18 protein-coding genes are annotated in these 18,122 nt (G+C 67.7%); 5 read left to right on the forward strand and 13 right to left on the reverse strand.

Going from position 1 to position 18,122, the window contains the following annotated elements; genetic code table 11:
* Positions 1 to 384: 384 nt before the first annotated feature.
* The 6 genes from H623_RS0110365 to H623_RS0110390 form a co-directional block, all read right to left on the reverse strand.
* Entirely contained in the window at positions 385 to 2,106 is a 1,722-nt protein-coding gene (locus tag H623_RS0110365) for a glycerol-3-phosphate dehydrogenase/oxidase (RefSeq protein WP_026940206.1), read from the reverse strand.
* Positions 2,103 to 3,227 carry a GuaB3 family IMP dehydrogenase-related protein gene (locus H623_RS0110370; protein WP_022900871.1) on the reverse strand — a complete coding sequence of 375 codons (1,125 nt, stop codon included), beginning with the start codon at positions 3,225 to 3,227 and terminating at the stop codon, positions 2,103 to 2,105. Before H623_RS0110370 ends, H623_RS0110365 begins: the two co-directional genes overlap by 4 nt.
* Before the next feature lie 58 nt (positions 3,228 to 3,285).
* Positions 3,286 to 4,029 carry a DUF4396 domain-containing protein gene (locus H623_RS0110375; RefSeq protein WP_022900872.1) on the reverse strand — a complete coding sequence of 248 codons (744 nt, stop codon included), beginning with the start codon at positions 4,027 to 4,029 and terminating at the stop codon, positions 3,286 to 3,288.
* 29 nt (positions 4,030 to 4,058) lie between these two features.
* Positions 4,059 to 5,276 carry a TlpA family protein disulfide reductase gene (locus H623_RS0110380; RefSeq protein WP_022900873.1) on the reverse strand — a complete coding sequence of 406 codons (1,218 nt, stop codon included), beginning with the start codon at positions 5,274 to 5,276 and terminating at the stop codon, positions 4,059 to 4,061.
* A gap of 113 nt (positions 5,277 to 5,389) precedes the next feature.
* The gene (locus H623_RS19220; RefSeq protein ID WP_022900874.1) at positions 5,390 to 6,277 is read right to left on the reverse strand and encodes a cytochrome c biogenesis CcdA family protein; all 888 of its coding nucleotides are present in this window, start codon (positions 6,275 to 6,277) and stop codon (positions 5,390 to 5,392) included.
* Complete coding sequence (locus H623_RS0110390) at positions 6,274 to 7,413, reverse strand: cytochrome c oxidase assembly protein (RefSeq protein ID WP_022900875.1); 1,140 nt, start codon at positions 7,411 to 7,413, stop codon at positions 6,274 to 6,276. The genes H623_RS19220 and H623_RS0110390 overlap by 4 nt, the downstream gene beginning before the upstream one ends.
* Positions 7,414 to 7,615: 202 nt before the next feature.
* On the opposite strand from H623_RS0110390, the gene H623_RS19225 reads away from it, so the two are divergent.
* The 3 genes from H623_RS19225 to H623_RS0110405 all read left to right on the forward strand — a co-directional run bounded on the left by H623_RS19225 (position 7,616) and on the right by H623_RS0110405 (position 11,701).
* Positions 7,616 to 8,092 carry a MarR family winged helix-turn-helix transcriptional regulator gene (locus H623_RS19225; RefSeq protein ID WP_022900876.1) on the forward strand — a complete coding sequence of 159 codons (477 nt, stop codon included), beginning with the start codon at positions 7,616 to 7,618 and terminating at the stop codon, positions 8,090 to 8,092.
* Between the two features lie 226 nt (positions 8,093 to 8,318).
* Positions 8,319 to 10,313: a chloride channel protein gene (locus tag H623_RS19230; protein ID WP_022900877.1), complete on the forward strand. Its 1,995-nt coding sequence runs from the start codon at positions 8,319 to 8,321 to the stop codon at positions 10,311 to 10,313.
* 71 nt (positions 10,314 to 10,384) lie between these two features.
* Positions 10,385 to 11,701 carry a MalY/PatB family protein gene (locus H623_RS0110405; RefSeq protein WP_425402087.1) on the forward strand — a complete coding sequence of 439 codons (1,317 nt, stop codon included), beginning with the start codon at positions 10,385 to 10,387 and terminating at the stop codon, positions 11,699 to 11,701.
* Between the two features lie 59 nt (positions 11,702 to 11,760).
* Here the strand turns inward: H623_RS0110405 and H623_RS21065 are convergent, their stop codons facing one another.
* The 6 genes from H623_RS21065 to H623_RS0110440 all read right to left on the reverse strand — a co-directional run bounded on the left by H623_RS21065 (position 11,761) and on the right by H623_RS0110440 (position 14,789).
* Complete coding sequence (locus H623_RS21065) at positions 11,761 to 12,234, reverse strand: NUDIX domain-containing protein (RefSeq protein WP_157560945.1); 474 nt, start codon at positions 12,232 to 12,234, stop codon at positions 11,761 to 11,763.
* 97 nt (positions 12,235 to 12,331) lie between these two features.
* On the reverse strand, positions 12,332 to 12,784 hold the full coding sequence (locus tag H623_RS0110415) for an NUDIX domain-containing protein (protein WP_022900880.1): 453 nt from the start codon (positions 12,782 to 12,784) through the stop codon (positions 12,332 to 12,334).
* A gap of 113 nt (positions 12,785 to 12,897) precedes the next feature.
* Complete coding sequence (locus H623_RS0110425; protein ID WP_022900881.1) at positions 12,898 to 13,158, reverse strand: Txe/YoeB family addiction module toxin; 261 nt, start codon at positions 13,156 to 13,158, stop codon at positions 12,898 to 12,900.
* The gene (locus H623_RS0110430) at positions 13,155 to 13,406 is read right to left on the reverse strand and encodes a type II toxin-antitoxin system Phd/YefM family antitoxin (protein WP_022900882.1); all 252 of its coding nucleotides are present in this window, start codon (positions 13,404 to 13,406) and stop codon (positions 13,155 to 13,157) included. Before H623_RS0110430 ends, H623_RS0110425 begins: the two co-directional genes overlap by 4 nt.
* A gap of 104 nt (positions 13,407 to 13,510) precedes the next feature.
* On the reverse strand, positions 13,511 to 14,002 hold the full coding sequence (locus H623_RS0110435; RefSeq protein ID WP_245558976.1) for a GNAT family N-acetyltransferase: 492 nt from the start codon (positions 14,000 to 14,002) through the stop codon (positions 13,511 to 13,513).
* The gene (locus H623_RS0110440; RefSeq protein ID WP_022900884.1) at positions 13,980 to 14,789 is read right to left on the reverse strand and encodes a LysR family transcriptional regulator; all 810 of its coding nucleotides are present in this window, start codon (positions 14,787 to 14,789) and stop codon (positions 13,980 to 13,982) included. The genes H623_RS0110435 and H623_RS0110440 overlap by 23 nt, the downstream gene beginning before the upstream one ends.
* Before the next feature lie 70 nt (positions 14,790 to 14,859).
* Between H623_RS0110440 and H623_RS0110445 the strand changes: the two genes are divergently transcribed.
* Together H623_RS0110445 and H623_RS0110455 are read left to right on the forward strand one after the other, a co-directional pair.
* Entirely contained in the window at positions 14,860 to 15,738 is an 879-nt protein-coding gene (locus H623_RS0110445; protein WP_022900885.1) for an NAD(P)H-binding protein, read from the forward strand.
* Positions 15,739 to 15,975: 237 nt separating this feature from the next.
* Positions 15,976 to 16,485, forward strand: a complete 510-nt coding sequence (locus H623_RS0110455) for a DUF1707 SHOCT-like domain-containing protein (RefSeq protein ID WP_022900887.1) — start codon at positions 15,976 to 15,978, stop codon at positions 16,483 to 16,485.
* Between the two features lie 123 nt (positions 16,486 to 16,608).
* Here the strand turns inward: H623_RS0110455 and guaB are convergent, their stop codons facing one another.
* Positions 16,609 to 18,111, reverse strand: coding sequence for an IMP dehydrogenase (gene guaB / locus H623_RS0110460; RefSeq protein WP_022900888.1), 1,503 nt, complete (start codon positions 18,109 to 18,111; stop codon positions 16,609 to 16,611).
* Between the last annotated feature and the right edge of the window lie 11 nt (positions 18,112 to 18,122).

Genomic DNA, 18,122 nt, shown 5'->3' on the forward strand with positions numbered 1-18,122 from the left:
GCGCTGAAGGCATGTCGGATGCCTCGGGTCGCGGCTTTCCTACATCACGGCCGGGTCGGAATGCCTGCGCACAACGTCCATCAAGCGGGGCTCCACGGCTCACCGCGATTCACGTTGCGTCGCGACGCGATCGTCGGGACCGCATCGGACATCCTCAGACCATACGCACGCACAGGCACCCCGATTTCGGGAGGCTCACGCGTTCGCGGACTGGTTGTCGGCCTGAAAGGCCGTTCAGAACCGTATCAGATTCGGTGCGGATCGGTGCACTCGTGCACGTTTCTGCGACCGCCCACCACGGCCGGGCGTCGTTCGGATCCGCGTCAGGACGCCGGATGCGCGTCGTTACGGTTTCGAGACCTCCGCACCCGATTCGACCACTGGTCAGCCCAGGTCGGGCGCCTCCAAGCGCACCCGATCGGCAGAGGCATCATCGGGCTGTTCCTGCGAAGCACGCTCCGCGGCGACCCTGCGCAGGTAGTACGCGATCTCCCGTTCGACGCGATCCTCGTCCCAGCCGAGCTCGTCACCCATCAGGCGGGCGACGACCGGTGCCGCGGAGACTCCGCGGTCCCACGCCTCGATCGAGATGCGGGTGCGGCGGGCGAGCACGTCGTCGACGTGCAGGGCGCCCTCGTGCGTCGCCGCGTACACCACCTCGGCGGCGACGTAGTCGTCGGCGCCGGGCAGTGGCTCCGCGAGCTCGGGGCGCGCGGCGATCGACTCGATCACCTCCTGCGCGAGGGTGCCGTACCGGTTCAGCAGGTGCTCGACGCGCGAGACGTGGATGCCCGCCTTGCGCGCGATCCGCCCGCGCCTGTTCCACGCCGCCCGGTAGCCGGTGGCGCCGACGAGCGGGATCTCGGCCGTGGCAGAGGCCGGCACCTTGCCGTCGAGCGCGCTGACAGCGGCGTCGATGGCATCCTTCGCCATCACGCGGTAGGTGGTCCACTTGCCGCCGGCGATCACGACGAGACCAGGCACCGCGTGCGCCACGATGTGTTCCCGGGAGAGCTTGGACGTCTGGTCGGACTCGCCCGCCAGCAGCGGCCGCAGCCCGGCGTAGACGCCCTCGACGTCCTCGCGCGTGAGCGGCACCTCCAGCACGGCGTTCACATGCTCGAGCAGGTAGTCGATGTCGGCTGCGGTCGCCGCCGGGTGCGCCTTGTCGAGCTTCCAGTCGGTGTCGGTCGTGCCGATCAGCCAGTGCCGGCCCCACGGGATGACGAAGAGCACGCTCTTCTCGGTGCGAAGCAGAAGCCCGGATCCGGACTGGAAGCGGTCGCGGGGCACCACGAGATGGATGCCCTTGGATGCCCGCACCTTGAACTTGCCGCGCTCCCCCACCATGGACTGCGTGTCGTCGGTCCACACCCCGGTGGCGTTCACGACCTGCTTGGCGCGGATCTCGAACACCTCGTCGGTCTCGCGATCGCGCGCGTGCACGCCCACGACCCGCTCGCCGATCTTGATGAAGCCCTCGACGCGCACCCGGTTGGCGACGTGTGCGCCGTACTGCGCCGCGGTACGGGCGACCGAGGCGGTGTAACGCGCGTCGTCGACCTGCGCGTCGTAGTACGTGATGCCGCCGATGTACGCGTCGGGCGCGAGCGACGGCGCCAGCTTGCGCACCTGGGTGCGCGAGAGGTGACGGTGATGCGGTACGCCCGGCGGCCGGAGCCCCGTGTAGCTGAACAGGTCGTAGAGCAGCATGCCGCTGCCGATGTAGAAGCGCTCGATCAGCGGCTTTTTCAGCGGGTAGAGGAACCGTACCGGCTTCACGAGGTGCGGCGCGAGCTGCTGCAGCAGGAGCCCGCGTTCGATGAGCGCCTCGCGCACCAGCCGGAAATCGAGCTGCTCCAGGTAGCGGATGCCGCCGTGGACGAGCTTCGAGGAGCGGCTCGAGGTGCCGGATGCCCAGTCCCGCTGCTCGACGAGACCGACGCTGAGGCCGCGCGTGACGGCATCCAGCGCGGACCCGACACCGACGATGCCGCCGCCGATGACGAGCACGTCGAGCTCCTCGGCCTGCAGCGCCGCGATCGCGGCCGCGCGCTGTTCCGGACCCAGGCCGGAGGGCTGATCGATCGCCTCGCGACCGCTCATCGCGCGACCTTCTGGTACGGGGCCACCACGACCTCGACCCGCTGGAACTCCTTGAGGTCGGAGTACCCCGTGGTCGCCATCGAGCGGCGGAGGGCACCGACGAGGTTGGCAGTGCCGTCGGCCACGCGGGCCGGGCCGTAGAGGATCTCCTCGAGCGTGCCGGTCTGGCCGATTTCCATGCGGTAGCCGCGCGGCAGCTGCGGGTGATGCGCCTCGGCACCCCAGTGCCAGCCGCCGCCCGGGGCGTCGGTGGCGCGAGCCAGCGTGGTGCCGAGCATGACGGCATCCGCGCCGCACGCGATGGCCTTGACGATGTCGCCCGAGGAGCCCAGCCCGCCGTCGGCGATGACGTGCACGTAGCGGCCGCCCGACTCGTCGAGGTAGTCACGGCGCGCGCCGGCGACGTCCGCGACCGCGGTCGCCATCGGAGCGTGGATGCCCAGGGTCGCCCTGGTGGTGGACGCCGCGCCGCCGCCGAACCCGACGAGCACGCCGGCCGCGCCCGTGCGCATGAGGTGCAGGGCAGCGGTGTAGGTCGCGGCGCCGCCGACGATGACCGGGACGTCGAGCTCGTAGATGAACTTCTTGAGGTTGAGCGGCTCCTGCCCTTTGGAGACGTGCTCCGCCGAGACCGTCGTGCCGCGGATGACGAACAGGTCGACGCCCGCGTCGACCACCGTCTGGTAGAACTCCTGCGTGCGCTGCGGTGAGAGCGAACCGGCGACCGTCACGCCGGCGGCACGGATCTCGGCCAGCCGGTCACGGATGAGCTCCGCCTTGATCGGCTCCGAGTAGATCTCCTGCATGCGCATCGTCGCCCTGTCGGAGGGCAGAGCACGCAGCTCGGCGAGGATCGGCTCCGGGTCGTCGTAACGCGTCCAGACGCCCTCGAGATCGAGAACGCCGAGTCCGCCGAGCCGGCCGATCATCACCGCGGTCGCCGGAGAGACCACGGAGTCCATGGGAGCGGCGAGGAACGGGATCTCGAACGTGTAGGCGTCGATCGTCCACGACACCGACACGTCTTCCGGATCCCTGGTACGCCGGCTCGGCACCACGGCCACATCATCGAACGCGTACACGCGTCGGGCGCGCTTGGCGCGGCCGATCTCGATCTCCATGCTCACCCGTCAAGCCTAGGCGAGGTCGTGCGGGGAGCGAGCGAATCCGCGCCAGGGCTCACATCGGGCTCTTCACACCACTGCGCACCAGCCACCAGTTCACGGGATAGCTGACGGCGTATCCCACGACCATGGCGATTTGCATGAGCACCCAGAATTGCGGAGTGGCGGGCGAGGCGAATCCACCGAGCCACGACGGAAGCCAGACCAGTTGGATGATGGCCATCGTGCCGATCATCCCCACCTGCCAGGCGGCGATCGACGCGGCGTCCGCCTTCACGGCGAGGAGCAGGCCGGGATGCCGCATCGGCGCGATCGCGAAGTATTGGAACGCGATGCCGAAGACGAAAGCGAGCACGGTTCCGACGATCCATCCGGCGATCGGGTGGGTGTCGTAGAGCGACCCGAGCCCCACGAGAGCTGCAGTCCCCGGCAGGACCATCAGAAGCGCTTCCGCCACAAGGTCACCGAGCGCGCAGCCCGCTCCGCAGTGGTTCGTGTCGATCGCGACGGCCGTCGCGAAGCCATGACGGTGGCCGGACTCGTGTGAGGCCGGGGCGTTCCGCTGATCCCGGTCGCGACGCGGCGCGCGGGCGAATCGGCCATAGAACCACAACCAGAGGATGCTCCCGAAAAGCATGACGAGCGGCCAGACGGCAGCCATGACCGCCATCTTCTGCGGTCGCACGACGACGTCGACAGTGACGACGACGGCACACGCCACCGCGATGCCCAGGAGCACCCACGCGCCCACCGTCGTCCAGAGCGGGAAGTCCGCTGTCGTGAGAGCGGCATCAGTCATGGCGCCTCCGTGACGGGACCGCCGCCGATTCAGTCGGTGGGCATCGGAAGCTTCTTGTCGACGGTGCGGAGTACGTAATCGAGCTCCTCCTGGGTGAAGACACCGGGATGCCGCACGAGGACTTTGCCCTTCGGCGACAGGATCACGGTATACGGCAGATCGGAAGCCTGGAAGCGGGCCGCCTGCTTTCCCTGGCGATCCGCCAGTACCGGGTATGTCACGTGATGTTCCTTCGCCGCCGCCGTTCCCGCCGAGGCCGTGTCGTCGACATCCACGCCGAGGAAGTCGACTTTGTCACCGAGCTCGGCGTGTTCGGCCTGCGCTGCGTCGAGCTGACCGGCGCACGCGGTGCAGGTGCTGGAGAAGAAGTCCATCACCGTGTAGTGGCCGTGGTCGGAGGCGCTCGAGATGGCCCGGGCGGACGCACCCGAGGCGTCGCCTGATCCGTCGAGGAGTGCAGGCCCGGTGACGGGCGACGGCGTGTCACCGATGCCGGTGCCGCCCGGCAGCGCGGCCGGCAGGTCCTTGCCTGCCACCTGCCCCCGCTCCGACGCGGGGAGGGCGTCGTTCGCCAGAACAGCCAGACCGTGCGAGAACGGCGCGGTGTCGGCATCCTGCGTCCCGAAATCGGCGATGTCGGCGTCGGTGCCGTTCGGCGTGATGATGAAGATCTCGGTGCCGTGCTCGACGGATTTCGTCGCCGGGTCCAACTGGATGTTCACCGCATAGTCGTGCGCGGCGGCGGCGAGCTGCTTCGGTGTTCCCGTGCCGTAGTACCAGTTGTTCAGGTGCGCGAGGCCGTGCTGGTTCGTCCACGCCTGCACGTCGGCCGTGGAGGGGTAGTACGGGTTGGCGTTGATCGAGACGAACGCGACGTGCTTGCGGGCCGCGGCGCTGAGGTCGTGGTCTGCCGCGATCACATCCTGCGCGAACAGGGCGCAGAGGTCGGCACACTGATCATCGTTGAAGGTCAGCACGACGACGTCGTCCTTGAACTGCGCGAGGGTGAGGGGACTCCCGTCCTCGTTGGTGAGCGCGAACTTCGGTGCGCGCACGGTGCCGTCGCTGGAGAGCGTGTCCATGGTGAGCAGATCGGCCGTCGGCTTGTTGATGCCCGCCCTGCCCTGATAGTCGTTCTGTTGGGTCGTCGCGCCGGCTCCGGGCATGAGCACTCCCACGGTGATCACCGCGGCCACGATGGCGACGAGGGCCACGGCCGCCGTGATGAAGGGCCACCGCCTGCGCACCCGCGTCGCCGCCGGCGTGCCTGTGCGATCGGCGGCACTCGGGTCTGCGTGCCTCGGGTCTGCGTGCCTCGGGTCTGCGTGCCTCGGGTCAGTGGGCCCAGGGTCGCTAGGCATCATCGTTCACGTTCTCCTTCTCTTGTCCGACGTAGGGATGCCCCGCTCGAGTGAGCGCGCGTCCGCCCACCTCCGGCCGCCCCCAACGCCAGCAGGGCAGCGAGCACCGCGAGGCAGCACGCCGCCGCCACCGGCAGCCACCACGCGTCGAGCCACGCGACGGCCGACGACTGCAGGCCATCGATCGCGCCGACGATCGGAGCGGCGGCATCCGGCGCACCCAGAGCGTGGGCCCAGTAGGCCAGCAGGTAGATGCCGACGACGACGCACACGGCACCCGCCGCACGGGGCAGAATCCGTGCTGCCGATCGGAACACGCGCAGCACGGCGGCGCCGCCGAATGCGGCGATCACCGAGGCGGCGGTCGCGAACAACCCCATGCCGAGCGCGTACGCCACGAACACGGCGACGCTGAGCAGCGGGCTCGTGCCAGTGAGAACCGAGCCGACGGCCGCCACGAACACCGGCAGCGAGCAGCTGAGCGATCCGAGCGCGTAGACGGCGCCGAAGCCCGTCATCGCGATGGTGCCTCGCCCCGACCGGAACGTCAGAGCCGGCAGGCGAAGTGAGGGTGCCTTGCCGAACAGCGCGAGCGCGCCGAACACCGCGATTGCAGCGCCCACCACGAGCATGAGCCACGGCGCGAAGGCACCGACGGCCGCGGCGAACGACGCTTCGATGAGCCCGACGATCGCGAACACGGCGACGAAGCCGACGCTCAGGCATCCGCCCGACCGCAGCGCACTCATCAGCCGCGTCGGCCACGGCCGTTCGACGTCGTCGACGAAGAACGTCAGATAGGCGGGGAGAAGAGGAAGGCCGCAAGGGTTGATGAGGCCGGTGAGCCCGACGACGAACGCATAGGCGACGAGCGGACCGCCGGTCATCGTGCGCTGTCAGGCCTCGAAAGGGCCTCGTCTTGCTTGGCGAGAGCGGCGAGCGACGCGTTGTAGGCATCCAGGTCGACGTCTCCGAACCGTTCGACACGACGAGCCTGGCGCTGCGCCGCGCGCGCATCGCTGCGCTGCCACTGCAGGAAGAGCACGCCGAGCAGAAGCAGAGTCGGCAGCTCGGTGAACCCCCACGCGATGCCGCCCGCGGTCTGCTGGTCGGACAACGGCGTCGAGGACGCCCACGGCAGCGTGGTCGAGTAGTACTTCACGATCACGGTCGTCGCCATCATGAACACGATGCCGAAGAACGCGTGGAACGGCACCGTCGCGCTCAGCTCGGCGATGCGCACCACCGGTCGCGAGAATGTGCCCATCAGCCCTCCGCCGCGACGCGGAGACGGATCCACACCGAGGATGCCCCAGAAGTAGAGGCATCCGATGGCGAGGAAGTGCAGGAGCATCAGGTTGTGGCCCCACCAAGTGCTCATCAGCCAGTCGAACAGGGGCGTGAAGTACAGGGCGTAGAGGCTGAAGAGGAACAGCAGCACCGTGACGACGGGATTGGCCACCACCGCAGCGAATCGCGAGTGCAGGAACAGCAGCAGCAGACGTCGCGGGCTCCGTTTGCCGCCCGTGGCGGGCAGCGAGCGCAGTAGCAGGGTGATCGGGGCGCCGAGCATGAGCAGAATCGGCGTGAGCATGCCCATCACCATGTGCTGGAACATGTGCACGCTGAAGAAGTCCATGCCGTAGCCGTCGAGCGCCGTGACCGTCATCAGTTCGAGCGTGGCGACCCCGAGCATCCACCAGATCGTGCGACCGATCGGCCACCTGTCCCCGCGTCGGTGCAGCACGACGATCCCTGCGATGTAGAGCGCGGCGAGCACGAGGCCGAGCACGGGGAAGATCGGAATGGGCTGCGGGTGATATGCGAACAGGCCGAGGAGTGTGTAGGGCTTGTCGGGCATCCACATCGGGCCGTTCATCGACAGGGGGCTGTCGCCCGAGCCGCCCATGCCGCCGCCACCCATGCCGCCGCCGCCCATGCCGCCACCGCCCATGCCGCCACCCGCGCTCAGCAGAGCCGAGTGGGCGCCGTTCACCAGGTCGAGGAGGATCGCACTCGGCATCAGGAAACGACCACCTGCATGAAGGCCACCCCGTTCACGGCTCGTGCTATTTGCGCTTTTACAATAGTTGTATGGTCGCAAGTCGACCCGATACGCACCTGAGAGGTTGCACGCCCTGCATGGCACGTCGACCCGTGATTCTCTGCGGTGGGATAGTGGAGAAGCTTCACCCGCTCCAGGGTGAGAAAGGACTCAGGATGCCATGACTCGCCCCGACACCGACCCCGCCGACGACGCGGTCAGAGCGATCCTGACCGCGTCGCGCGCGATGCTGGGCGTCGTGGCGCGCTCGGTCGCGGACACCCTGGAGACCGTGAGCCTTCCACAGTTCCGCGTGCTGGTCCTGCTCAGTTCTCAAGGACCACAGCGCATCGGCGCCCTCGCCGAGCGTCTGGGAATCAATCTCTCCACGTTCAGCAGATCGCTCGATCGCATGGTCCAGGGCGGCTTGGTGCGCCGCGAGCAGAATCCCGGGAGCCGACGCGAAGTGATCGTCGCGTTGACCGCAGAGGGCGAGCGCGTCGTCACTGATGTCACCGAACGGCGCCGGGCCGATTTCCGCGCCATCCTGTCCCGGCTCGGGACGAACGAGCGTCGCCAGGTGCTCGCCGCCTTCGAGGTCTTCAATTCCGCGGCGGGTGAGCCAACCGTCGAGGAGCTGCTGCCACTCGGCCTCTGAGCGCCGGCGTCTCTCAGTTCGAGAACCGCTCCCTCCGGGCGACGATCATCCGGCGGCCGGCCGACTAGAAGATTTGCACTTGCTCATTAGTTTCGGTCCTGCAACTGTTGTAATATTGCAAGCTCCGTGGTCCCGTTCTGGGCTCGCGACTTTCTGCTCGGCGGCCCGTCCCGAGCCGCCTTTCGAGCAGCGGCCGGGCCGAGCTCTCACATCTGCGAGGACTTCGATGACCAACGACGCCGCCGGAATACCGGGCCCGCTCCTCCGTCTCACCGATCGCACGGCAGGAGGACTGCGCGGGTCTCGTGTCGGACTCTTTCTGATTGCTCTCGCCGTGGGCGCGGGGTCCGGGCTCGGCGCCGTGGCGTTCCGGTACCTCATCTCGTTCTTCACCTGGGTGTTCACGGGTCACACCGAGTTCGGACAGAACGGCTACGTCGGCAGCTCGCACCTGCCCTGGCTCGGTCTCGGATTCCTGATCGTCGCTCCCGTCGTCGGCGGTCTGATCTACGGTCCTCTGGTCTATCGATTCGCCCGCGAGGCACGGGGGCACGGCGTTCCCGAGGTCATGATCGCGGTCGCCGAGAACGGCGGCCGCATCCGTCCGCAGGTCTCGATCGTGAAAGCGCTCGCGTCGGCGCTCACGATCGGAACGGGTGGTTCCGTGGGACGCGAGGGGCCGATCGTGCAAATCGGCTCGGCTTTGGCTTCCACGCTCGGCCAGTGGATCCGGATGCCCGAGAACCGAATGCGCATTCTGGTCGCCTGCGGCGCGGGCGGCGGCATCGCCGCAACCTTCAACGCCCCGATCACGGGTGTGTTCTTCGGCGTGGAGATCATCCTTCGTGAGATCTCGGCCGACGCCCTGTTCGCCGTCATGCTCTCTGCCATGGTCTCCGACGCCGTGGCGATCCCCTTCCTCGGCGACAAGCCGTTCCTCTCCGATTTCCCCGTCGGCATCGCCCTGCACGATCCGCGCGAATACATTCTCATCGCGGTCCTGGCCGTCGTCGCCGCTCTGATCGGCCTGCTCTTCAAGACCGTGCTCTACGGCCTCGAAGACATCGCCGACAAGCTCTGGAGGGGCCGCCCGGAGTGGCTGCGTCCCGCCGTCGGCGGCCTTGTGCTCGGCCTCATCCTGCTCGCGCTCCCTCAGATGTACGGTGTCGGCTACCCCGTCATGTTCAAGATCGTCGCCGGGGACTACGCGCTGTGGTTCCTGCTCATCCTCGTCGTCGGGAAGATCATCGCCACCAGCGTGAGCCTCGCGATCGGAGGCTCTGGCGGAGTGTTCGGCCCCTCGCTCTTCATCGGTGTCACCTCCGGCATGGTCTTCGGCATAGTGGTCGACCACCTCTTCGGGCCGGACGCCGGCGACCCCGCGCTCTACGCGGTCGTGGGGATGGGAGCTGTCTTCGCATCGGCGGCACGGGCACCCCTCACCTCATTCGCCAGCGTCGTGGAGATGACCGGCGACTTCACCCTCACTCTGCCTGTCATGCTCGCGGTCGCGATCGCCGCCGCCGTCTCCCGAGGCGTCAGCTACGGCACGATCTACACCACGAAGCTGCTGCGTCGTGGGCAGGACATCGACCGCGCTGCGCCGTGGCGCGCCTTCACCGATCTCTCCGCCGCCCAGGTCATGGCACGCCTTTCCACCCCGATCGACCTCGGTACGACTCGCCGGGCCGTGCCGGACGACAAGCCGGCCGGCACGGAGCAGACGGATGCCGTGCCAGCCATCCCCGGCACCGTCACTCACGTCCGCGAGCCGCAGGCCGTGTTCGCCACGGAATCGATCACCGACGTGCTCCGGCAGCTCGATGAATACGGACGCGATGGGCTTCCCGTGCTCACCGAAGACGGTCGTCGCATACAGGGCTGGATCACCAACCACTCGGCGATCCAGGCCATCACCCGAGAACTTGGGCGACACGTCGCTCTCACGTCCGCGGACTCGTTCACGGGCGGCTCGCGGCGAAACGCGCCTCGGGGTCCAGCCACGCCGCTCACGGGTTATCAGCTGCTTGAAGTCACCATCCCCCGCACATCGCCCGTGCTCGGCAAGGAACTCGGCGCCGTCGCCTGGCCGCCCGGTCACCTGCCCGTCTCGTTCGTGCGAGGTCCGCGTCTGCGCCGACCCGATCCGCACATCACGATCGCCGTCGGGGATCGCATCAACCTCCTCTGCCGCACTGCGGGAGCCGAACCGCCAGAGTGAGGATGGCGCGACGACGAAAGGACGATCGCATCCATCGACTCCGGGTGGTGGGTTGTCTCGACAAAGGTTTCGTGGGCACCGCGGGCCGCGCCTCCGCCGCCGGCATGGGCCGTCCTCCGGCCGAACCGCGGTCGCCCGTGATCGCTTGCCGGTTCCACCTGCGTGGCATGCTGAGCGGCATGGACCGCGTCGTCGCTCAGCAACTGGAACAACTCCGCACCCGCACCAGCGAGAAGTGGACGGCGTACCCGCCCGACGTGCTGCCGTTGTTCGTCGCGGAGTCCGACTTCCCGCTCGCCGCGCCGGTGGCATCCGCGTTGCACGCCGCGATCGATCGCTCCGACACGGGCTACATCGGCCACGACCACGGCGCCGCAGCGAGCGCGTTCACAAGGTTCGCCGACCGCCATTGGAGGTGGGATCTCGATCCCGCCCGGGTGCGCTCGACCACCGATGTCAGCGTCGTCATCGTCGAAGCGCTGCGCCGGCTCATCGAGCCGGGCGACGGCGTCGTGATCATGCCGCCGGTCTATCCGCCGTTCTTCGAGCTGATTCCCGAGGCCGGCGGGCGCGTGGTCGAGGCGCCGCTGAAGCGCACCGCCGAGGCGAGCACCGGCAGCACTGACACGGGTGACGTCGGTTACGAGATCGACCTCGACGCCGTCGAGGCGGCCCTGGCCGCCGGAGCGCGCGCGGTGCTGCTGTGCAGCCCGCACAACCCGCTGGGACTGGTGCACTCGCGCGAGACGCTGGCCGCACTGAGCGAGATCGTCGAGCGGCATGGTGCCACGGTGGTGAGCGACGAGATCCACGCCCCGCTGACGCACACCGATGCGGTCTTCGTGCCCTATCTCACAGTGTCGGATGCCGCGCGCGAGCACGCCATCGCTGCGCACTCCGCGAGCAAGGCCTTCAACCTCGCCGGACTGAAGTGCGCGATGTTCGTGACGGCATCCGACCGCATGTCCGCCCTCGTGCGTGGCCTGCCCCCCGAGGTCGAGGAGCGCACGAGCCTGTTCGGCCGCATCGCGAGCACCGCCGCCTTCGATCACGGCGATGCGTGGCTGGACGGCGTGATCGCTGCCATCGAACGCAACCGTCGCCTGCTCACCACGCTGCTCGCCGAACGGATGCCATCGGTCGGCTACCGCGAGCCCCGCGCCAGCTACCTCACCTGGCTCGACCTGTCATCGCTCGGCTGGGGCGACGACCCCTCTGTCGTGGCGCTGCAGCGCGCCAAGGTCGCCCTCAACAGCGGTCCCACCTTCGGTCGCGAGGGCACCGGCTTCGTGCGCCTGAACATCGGATGCTCCGTCGACGTGCTGACCGAGGCCGTCGACCGGCTGGCGCGAGCGGCCGCCGGCGCGTCTGCGCGGTCGGGCGCGTAGGCGGCTGCCGCGAAGGAGCCCGGCCGGCGCCGAGCGTCTGGCAGGCCTTCGCTGCTCGGCTATGAGGCGTAAGGATCGCCGATTCGGGCGAGAGGACCGCTGATCCAAGCCTTGGCCCCGGATGGGTAGAGCGGTACTGGAACGTCGGCGTCATCGAAGGGGCGCCAAACAATACGAGCCAGGGAGCCGTCCGACTCCGTGAGCGTCCCGCCCTCGTCTGCGGGTGCCGGATCCAACGTGCCTGAGTGCAAAGCGACGATCTCATGACCAAGTTCACCGTTGTAGCGAAAGATGTTCTCGATCATGCCCAGGTAGGTGAGGTCGAGGATAGAGGCCCCGAGTTCCTCATCCACTTCGCGGATGATCGTCTCTCGATGCGTTTCGCCCACTTCGACACTGCCGCCGGCGAGCCGGTGGTAGCCCAGCCGGTTCTCGCTGGTGGGCGCGAAACAGCTGACGAGATGGCTGCATCCATCGGCACTCGGCGCGAGGAGCATCGCCTTCACGCGGATATGGGAGCGATCAACGGGCACGCCTCTATCATCCCGTTACGGAACGATCAACGGTCGAACGAGACACCTTGCGTGCAGAGCCACCGAAGACAATCGGGGTCGCTGAGGGATCGATCCCTTACCGGGCAGCATCGTCGAGTACGTCGTCGATCCATTCGTGCCGCGCGATGCCCTTGCTTTGGTCGCGCGTGAACCAGCCAGTTTCGATCAACTCGGCGTCTTCAAGTACAAAAGCAGCGTTCGGTAGCTCGCAGTGGAACGCAACCGTGACATACCCGACGACATCGCCATTCGGTAGCGTCGTCTGTAGGGGCCTCCCACCGTAGGCGCCAACGATCCTACGGATCACGGGCCGCACGCCCAGTTCCTCGCTCACTTCACGAACTACCGCCTCCTGCGGCGTCTCGCCTGGCTCGATGCCGCCGCCTATCAGGCTCCAGCGTTCGGTATCCCGCTGTCGCGCCAACAGGAACCGGTCTGCGTCACGGATCACGGCTGTCACACCTGGCAGAAGCAGTAGATCATGGCCGACTCGATCACGCAGGGAACGAACGTAGGGCGACATCGGCATGACCCGACTCTACGAGTCGCCGGACGACCGTTTCCGCAGAGGCGACCCCGAAGCCCCCATCGCGCGCAAGTGGATCCGTTAGCGGTGTGTTCGGCAGTCGGATGAGCGTCGGGTTAATAATGGTCCCGTGCTTGCAGGATGACGATGTGTTCGTCGGTGACGTAGTAGACGAGGCGGTTAGCGTCATCGATCCGACGTGACCATGAACCGGTCAGGATGTGCTTGAGGGGTTCGGGCTTGCCGATGCCAGTGAAGGGGTCGCGTAGGACGTCGGCGATGAGTTGGTTGATCCGCTTCAGCGTCCTGCGATCCTGAGTTTGCCAGTAGACGTAATCCTCCCAGCCATTGCGGTCGAAGGCGAGACTGCGGCTCACGTGTCGAGCAGATCGTGCTGCTCGAACTCGCCTCGACGGGCGCGCTCGATCGCCTCGACGAGCCGCTGGGCGCCGGCGGAGTTGCGTAGCAGGTACGCCGTCTCAGTCATCGCGTCGTAGTCATCCTTCGACAGGATGACGGCGTTGCCGTGTCGTGAGACGACCTCGACGGCGGTGTGGTCGTCATTGACCTGCTGGATGAGACCGAACAGGCTCTTGCGGGCTTCCGACGCGGTGATGGCTGACACGATTACCTCCCTCGAGTGGTACAAAATATCGTACCACTCTGCCCCGACGACGTGCCCGCGGTCGTCGGCGCAACGAAGACGAAACTGCCCGCAAGCCGGATCCGCTACCGAACAACGCGCTTGGTGAAGAACACTCGGTCGAATCCGTCGCTGCGGCGGCGCTTCACCTCGTGGTATCCGAGCCGACGGTACATCGCCAGGTTTTCGACCATTGCAGCGTTCGTATAGAGGCGTACTTCCCCAACTTGGGCGCGTTCAGCGACATCCTCAGCGTGTCGGAGCAGCGCGCCGCCGATGCCCCGTCCGTGATGGGCGGGGTCAACCGCCACGTTCTCGACAAGCAGATGGTCGGCTTCGAGCACTGTGACGATCATGCCCACTGGCGAGTCATCCACCACTGCTACGTCCACCTGCCCGTTGTTGATCCGCGCGAGGTAGTCATCGTCCATCGGTGCAGGCCGTCGCCCAATCCGCGCGACGTAGGGATCGTATGCGCGCTGCGCAATACTGACGAGCGCATCGATATCGTTCAATCGAGCCGGGCGGATTTCCACCTGATCGTCACTGCCCACGTCAAGCGGATCGCGCTGTTTCAAGCGTTTCTGCTGCGATCTCGAAGAGCTCGCGAACGCGGTCGTGCGCGCCCGACATCCGCACGAGGTGGATGCCGAGCGGCTCACGGTCGACGATCGGACGCAGCACGAGGCCCGGCCGCGCATACAGAGTTGCGACGCTGCGCGGCAGCATCGCAACGCCTCTGCCGGATGCCGCAAGCTCCACGGTTCCCTCGATTCCTGCGCAACGTCGATCTGCTTCGAACGGGCCCTCGCCCTCCAGATCGCGCAGCCGCAGTCGGCGCTTTTTGGCCAGGCGATGGTGCGTAGCGAGGACGGCGAGCTTCGGCTCCGCGCCGAGCGGCACGCTGATCAGGCCGTCGCCAAACGGCTCACGTACCACGGCGATATCTGCACGACCGTCGCGCACCGCGTCGGCGCCCTCGTACCAAACGAGTTCGATCAGCGCGACATCGAGCTCAGGCGCGGCCTCGCCGATCGCCGCCACCGCCGGCGCGACGCGCAGACCGGGCGCGAAGCCCACGACCAGGCGCTCGAGACCACGAGCCGATTCATGCGCTCGACGGACCGCCGTGGTCGCAGACGCGAGCAGGCCGCGACCCTCGTCAGCAAGTCGCTCACCGGCCGGGGTGAGCGCCACCCGACGGCTCGTGCGGTCAAGCAATCCGACGCCGATCTCACGCTCGAGCGCCATCACCTGCCGAGACAGCACCGGCTGAGCGATGAGCAGCCTCTCGGCCGCGCGCCCGAAGTGGAGCTCTTCGGCGACCGCAATGAAATAGCGCAGCTTGCGAAGATCGAGATCCATGCCCTGAGGGTATCGGGGACCTGCGAGAAAGTATTGGACGGTGGACGGCGGCGACGCCAAAAGTGAAGTCATGATCGTTCTCACCACCCCCACCGGCCGCATCGGACGTCGCGTACTCGAACGAGTGCTGACCCACACCGACGAGCCCGTGCGTGTCATCGCACGCAACCCCGGCGCGCTGCACGCCGATGCCACTTCCCGAGCGGAGATCATCGCTGGATCGCACGGCGATCCCGGGGTGATCGACGCCGCGCTGAACGGCGCCGACGCCCTGTTCTGGCTGACCCCGCCGGCCTGGCGGGCCGAGCGGCTCGAGGACGGCATGGAAGAACTCGCCCGGCCTGCAGCCGATGCGGTACGCCGCCACGGCGTGCGCCAGGTCGTCGCGGCATCGAACCTCGGCCGCGGCGTCCCGGGTGAGTCCGGGCTCGTGCGCCACGCCCTCGCTGTTGAAGACATCTTCGCGGCCTCCGGCACTGCGTTCCGCGCTGTCACACTGCCGGGCTTCTTCGACAACCTGCTCAACGATGTCTCGGCACTGCGCGACGGCACCCTCGGCGGCGTGCTGCGTCCGGACCTCAAGACGCCACTCGTCGCCGTCGACGATATTGCGGATGTCGTCACCGACCTCCTGATCGACCGGTCGTGGTCTGGTCAGCAGGATCGCCCGGTCCTCGGCCCGGAAGATCTCTCGATGTCGGATGTCGCCGGGATCCTGTCCGACGTCCTCGCCCGTCCGATCACTTACACACCGGTCGACCTCGATACGTTCCATGCCGCACTGCGCGCGCGGGGAGCGTCGCCCGCGATGGCGGACGGCATGGTCACGATGATGTCGGCCAAGAACGCAGGACTCGACAACGCTGTAGAGCGCACCGCACAGACGGCGTCGCCGACAACCTTCAGGGACTGGACCGAGCGTGAACTCAGGCCGCTCGTGGTCAGCTGAACTGGTGTAGCGCCCGGTCTTCCCCGCAGGCGCTCACGCCTCGGACTCCTCGTCCCGATCCGCTTGCGCCCGACTGTGGCGCAAGCGGATGGATGAGCGGTCATTTGCTGGCAGCGTTTAGCCACCATAGTTGGTGTCTCCGGCCGACGTGACCAGCTTCCCGCCGGCCGTGTGAATGCCGTAGTCCTCGTGCGTGGGCGCTGGCGTCACGACGTGCGAGCGACGATGCTGTAGGTCATGGTCGATTATGCGAACCCTCTGCGCCCGCACGAACGCCTCGCCGATCGTGACAGGGCCGACGCCGTCTCCGCTCTCGCACACGCTCGCGACGAAGGCCGCCTGACCCCGGACGAGTTCGAGCAGCGGTCGGCGACCGCACGCTCGGCCACGACATGGAGCGACCTCTCGCCGCTGTTCAGCGATCTGCCGGCGGCAGGAGCGTCCGGCTCGGCTGCGGGCGGCGGAGCGGGCTTCGCACCTGGTCACCCCGGTGCCGCCGGCTACGCTCCCGAGCGTGACGACCGGTACGACAGGGACCACGGCGACTGGTACCGACACTCGCGCGCACTCGGCGGAGCCTGGGGCGCGACCATCATGTCGTTCATGCCGTTCCTCGCGCTCGGTCTCTTCTTTCTCGGCGGCTTCGTCTGGAACGGCTGGCAGTGGAGCTGGCTGTTCTTCCTGCTCATCCCGGCGGTCGGCGCGATCATCTACGGTCCGGGCGCGGAGTACCGGCGACGCCGATAGCGTCGCCCCTGGCCACTCACAAACGCCACTCGCCGCCCGTAGGCCATCGGAACGGCTCTCGACGGCCTTGCGCCGATTGATCGGCGTCGACTGGATGCCGTGCGCCCGACGCGCCGACGCCGCTCAGCGCGTGTAGTTGGGCGCCTCGACCACCATTTGGATGTCGTGCGGGTGCGACTCCTTGAGCCCCGCCGGCGTGATGCGCACGAACTTGCCGCGCTCCTTCAGCTCGCCGATGGTGCGGGCGCCGACGTAGAACATCGACTGACGCAGGCCGCCGGTGAGCTGGTAGGCCACGGAGGAGAGCGGACCGCGGTAGGCCACCCGGCCCTCGATGCCCTCGGGGATCAGGGCCTCGTCGCTCGGCACGTCGGCCTGGAAGTAGCGGTCGCGCGAGTACGACGTCTTCTTGCCGCGCGTCTGCAGCGCGCCGAGCGACCCCATGCCTCGGTAGTTCTTGAACTGCTTGCCATTCACGAAGACCAGGTCGCCCGGGCTCTCGTCGCAGCCGGCGAGCAGGGAGCCGAGCATCACGCTGTCCGCGCCGGCGACCAGCGCCTTCGCGATGTCTCCCGAGTACTGCAGGCCGCCGTCGGCGATCACGGGAACACCCGCCGGACGAGCCGCGAGCGACGCCTCGTACACGGCCGTGACCTGCGGCACGCCCACGCCGGCCACCACGCGCGTGGTGCAGATGGAGCCGGGACCCACACCGACCTTCACCGCGTCGGCACCGGCATCCACGAGTCCCTGTGCTCCGGAACGGGTGGCCACATTGCCGCCGATGATGTCGACGTGCGCGGCCCGCGGCTCGTGCTTGAGACGGTGGATGATCTCCAGCACACCCCTGCTGTCGCCGTTGGCGGTGTCGACGACGATCACGTCGACCCCCGCGTCGACGAGCGTCATCGCGCGCTCCCAAGCGTCGCCGAAGAAGCCGATCGCCGCGCCCACGCGCAGGCGGCCCTCGGAGTCCTTGGTCGCATTCGGGTACTTCTCGCTCTTGTCGAAGTCCTTGACGGTGATGAGACCGCGCAGCTTGCCGTCGGCGTCGACGAGCGGGAGCTTCTCGATCTTGTGCTGGGCGAAGATGGCGACGGCGGAGTCGGGGTCGATGCCGACCGGCGCGGTGATCAGCGGCGTCTTCGTCATGACGTCGCGCACTAGCGTCGTCGACTTCTCGAACGGCGAGACGAAACGCATGTCGCGGTTGGTGACGATGCCGACCAGTGTGCCGTCGTCCTCGACCACGGGGAGACCCGAGACTCGGAACTGGCCGCACAGGGCATCCACTTCTTCGACCGTGGCCTCGGGCGTCGTCGTGACGGGGTTCGTGATCATGCCGGACTCGCTGCGCTTGACCTTGTCGACCATGACGGCCTGGTCGGCGATGGAGAGGTTGCGGTGCAGGATGCCGATGCCGCCTTGGCGAGCCATGGCGATCGCCATGCGCGACTCGGTCACCGTGTCCATGGCACTGGAAAGCAGAGGCGTCGCGACGGAGATCCGCTTGGTCAAACGCGAGGACGTGTCAGCCTCGCTCGGAATCACGTCGGTGTGCGCCGGTAGCAGCATCACGTCGTCGTACGTCAGTCCCATGAAGCCGAACGGGTCCGCCTGGTCCATCTCTCCCCTGT

The organism is Humibacter albus DSM 18994 (assembly GCF_000421825.1).
Classification (GTDB): Bacteria; Actinomycetota; Actinomycetes; order Actinomycetales; family Microbacteriaceae; genus Humibacter; species Humibacter albus.

Excerpts from the sequence above, each read along its gene's own strand:
- H623_RS0110440 (WP_022900884.1), bottom strand. The coding sequence starts at position 14,789 with ATGGATCTCGATCTTCGCAAGCTGCGCTATTTCATTGCGGTCGCCGAA.
- H623_RS0110370 (WP_022900871.1), bottom strand. The coding sequence starts at position 3,227 with ATGGAGATCGAGATCGGCCGCGCCAAGCGCGCCCGACGCGTGTACGCG.
- H623_RS0110390 (WP_022900875.1), bottom strand. The coding sequence starts at position 7,413 with ATGCCGAGTGCGATCCTCCTCGACCTGGTGAACGGCGCCCACTCGGCT.
- H623_RS0110445 (WP_022900885.1), top strand. The coding sequence starts at position 14,860 with ATGATCGTTCTCACCACCCCCACCGGCCGCATCGGACGTCGCGTACTC.
- H623_RS19225 (WP_022900876.1), top strand. The coding sequence starts at position 7,616 with ATGACTCGCCCCGACACCGACCCCGCCGACGACGCGGTCAGAGCGATC.
- H623_RS0110375 (WP_022900872.1), bottom strand. The coding sequence starts at position 4,029 with ATGACTGATGCCGCTCTCACGACAGCGGACTTCCCGCTCTGGACGACG.
- H623_RS0110365 (WP_026940206.1), bottom strand. The coding sequence starts at position 2,106 with ATGAGCGGTCGCGAGGCGATCGATCAGCCCTCCGGCCTGGGTCCGGAA.
- H623_RS19220 (WP_022900874.1), bottom strand. The coding sequence starts at position 6,277 with ATGACCGGCGGTCCGCTCGTCGCCTATGCGTTCGTCGTCGGGCTCACC.
- H623_RS0110415 (WP_022900880.1), bottom strand. The coding sequence starts at position 12,784 with ATGCCGATGTCGCCCTACGTTCGTTCCCTGCGTGATCGAGTCGGCCAT.
- guaB (WP_022900888.1), bottom strand. The coding sequence starts at position 18,111 with ATGGACCAGGCGGACCCGTTCGGCTTCATGGGACTGACGTACGACGAC.
- H623_RS19230 (WP_022900877.1), top strand. The coding sequence starts at position 8,319 with ATGACCAACGACGCCGCCGGAATACCGGGCCCGCTCCTCCGTCTCACC.
- H623_RS0110455 (WP_022900887.1), top strand. The coding sequence starts at position 15,976 with ATGGTCGATTATGCGAACCCTCTGCGCCCGCACGAACGCCTCGCCGAT.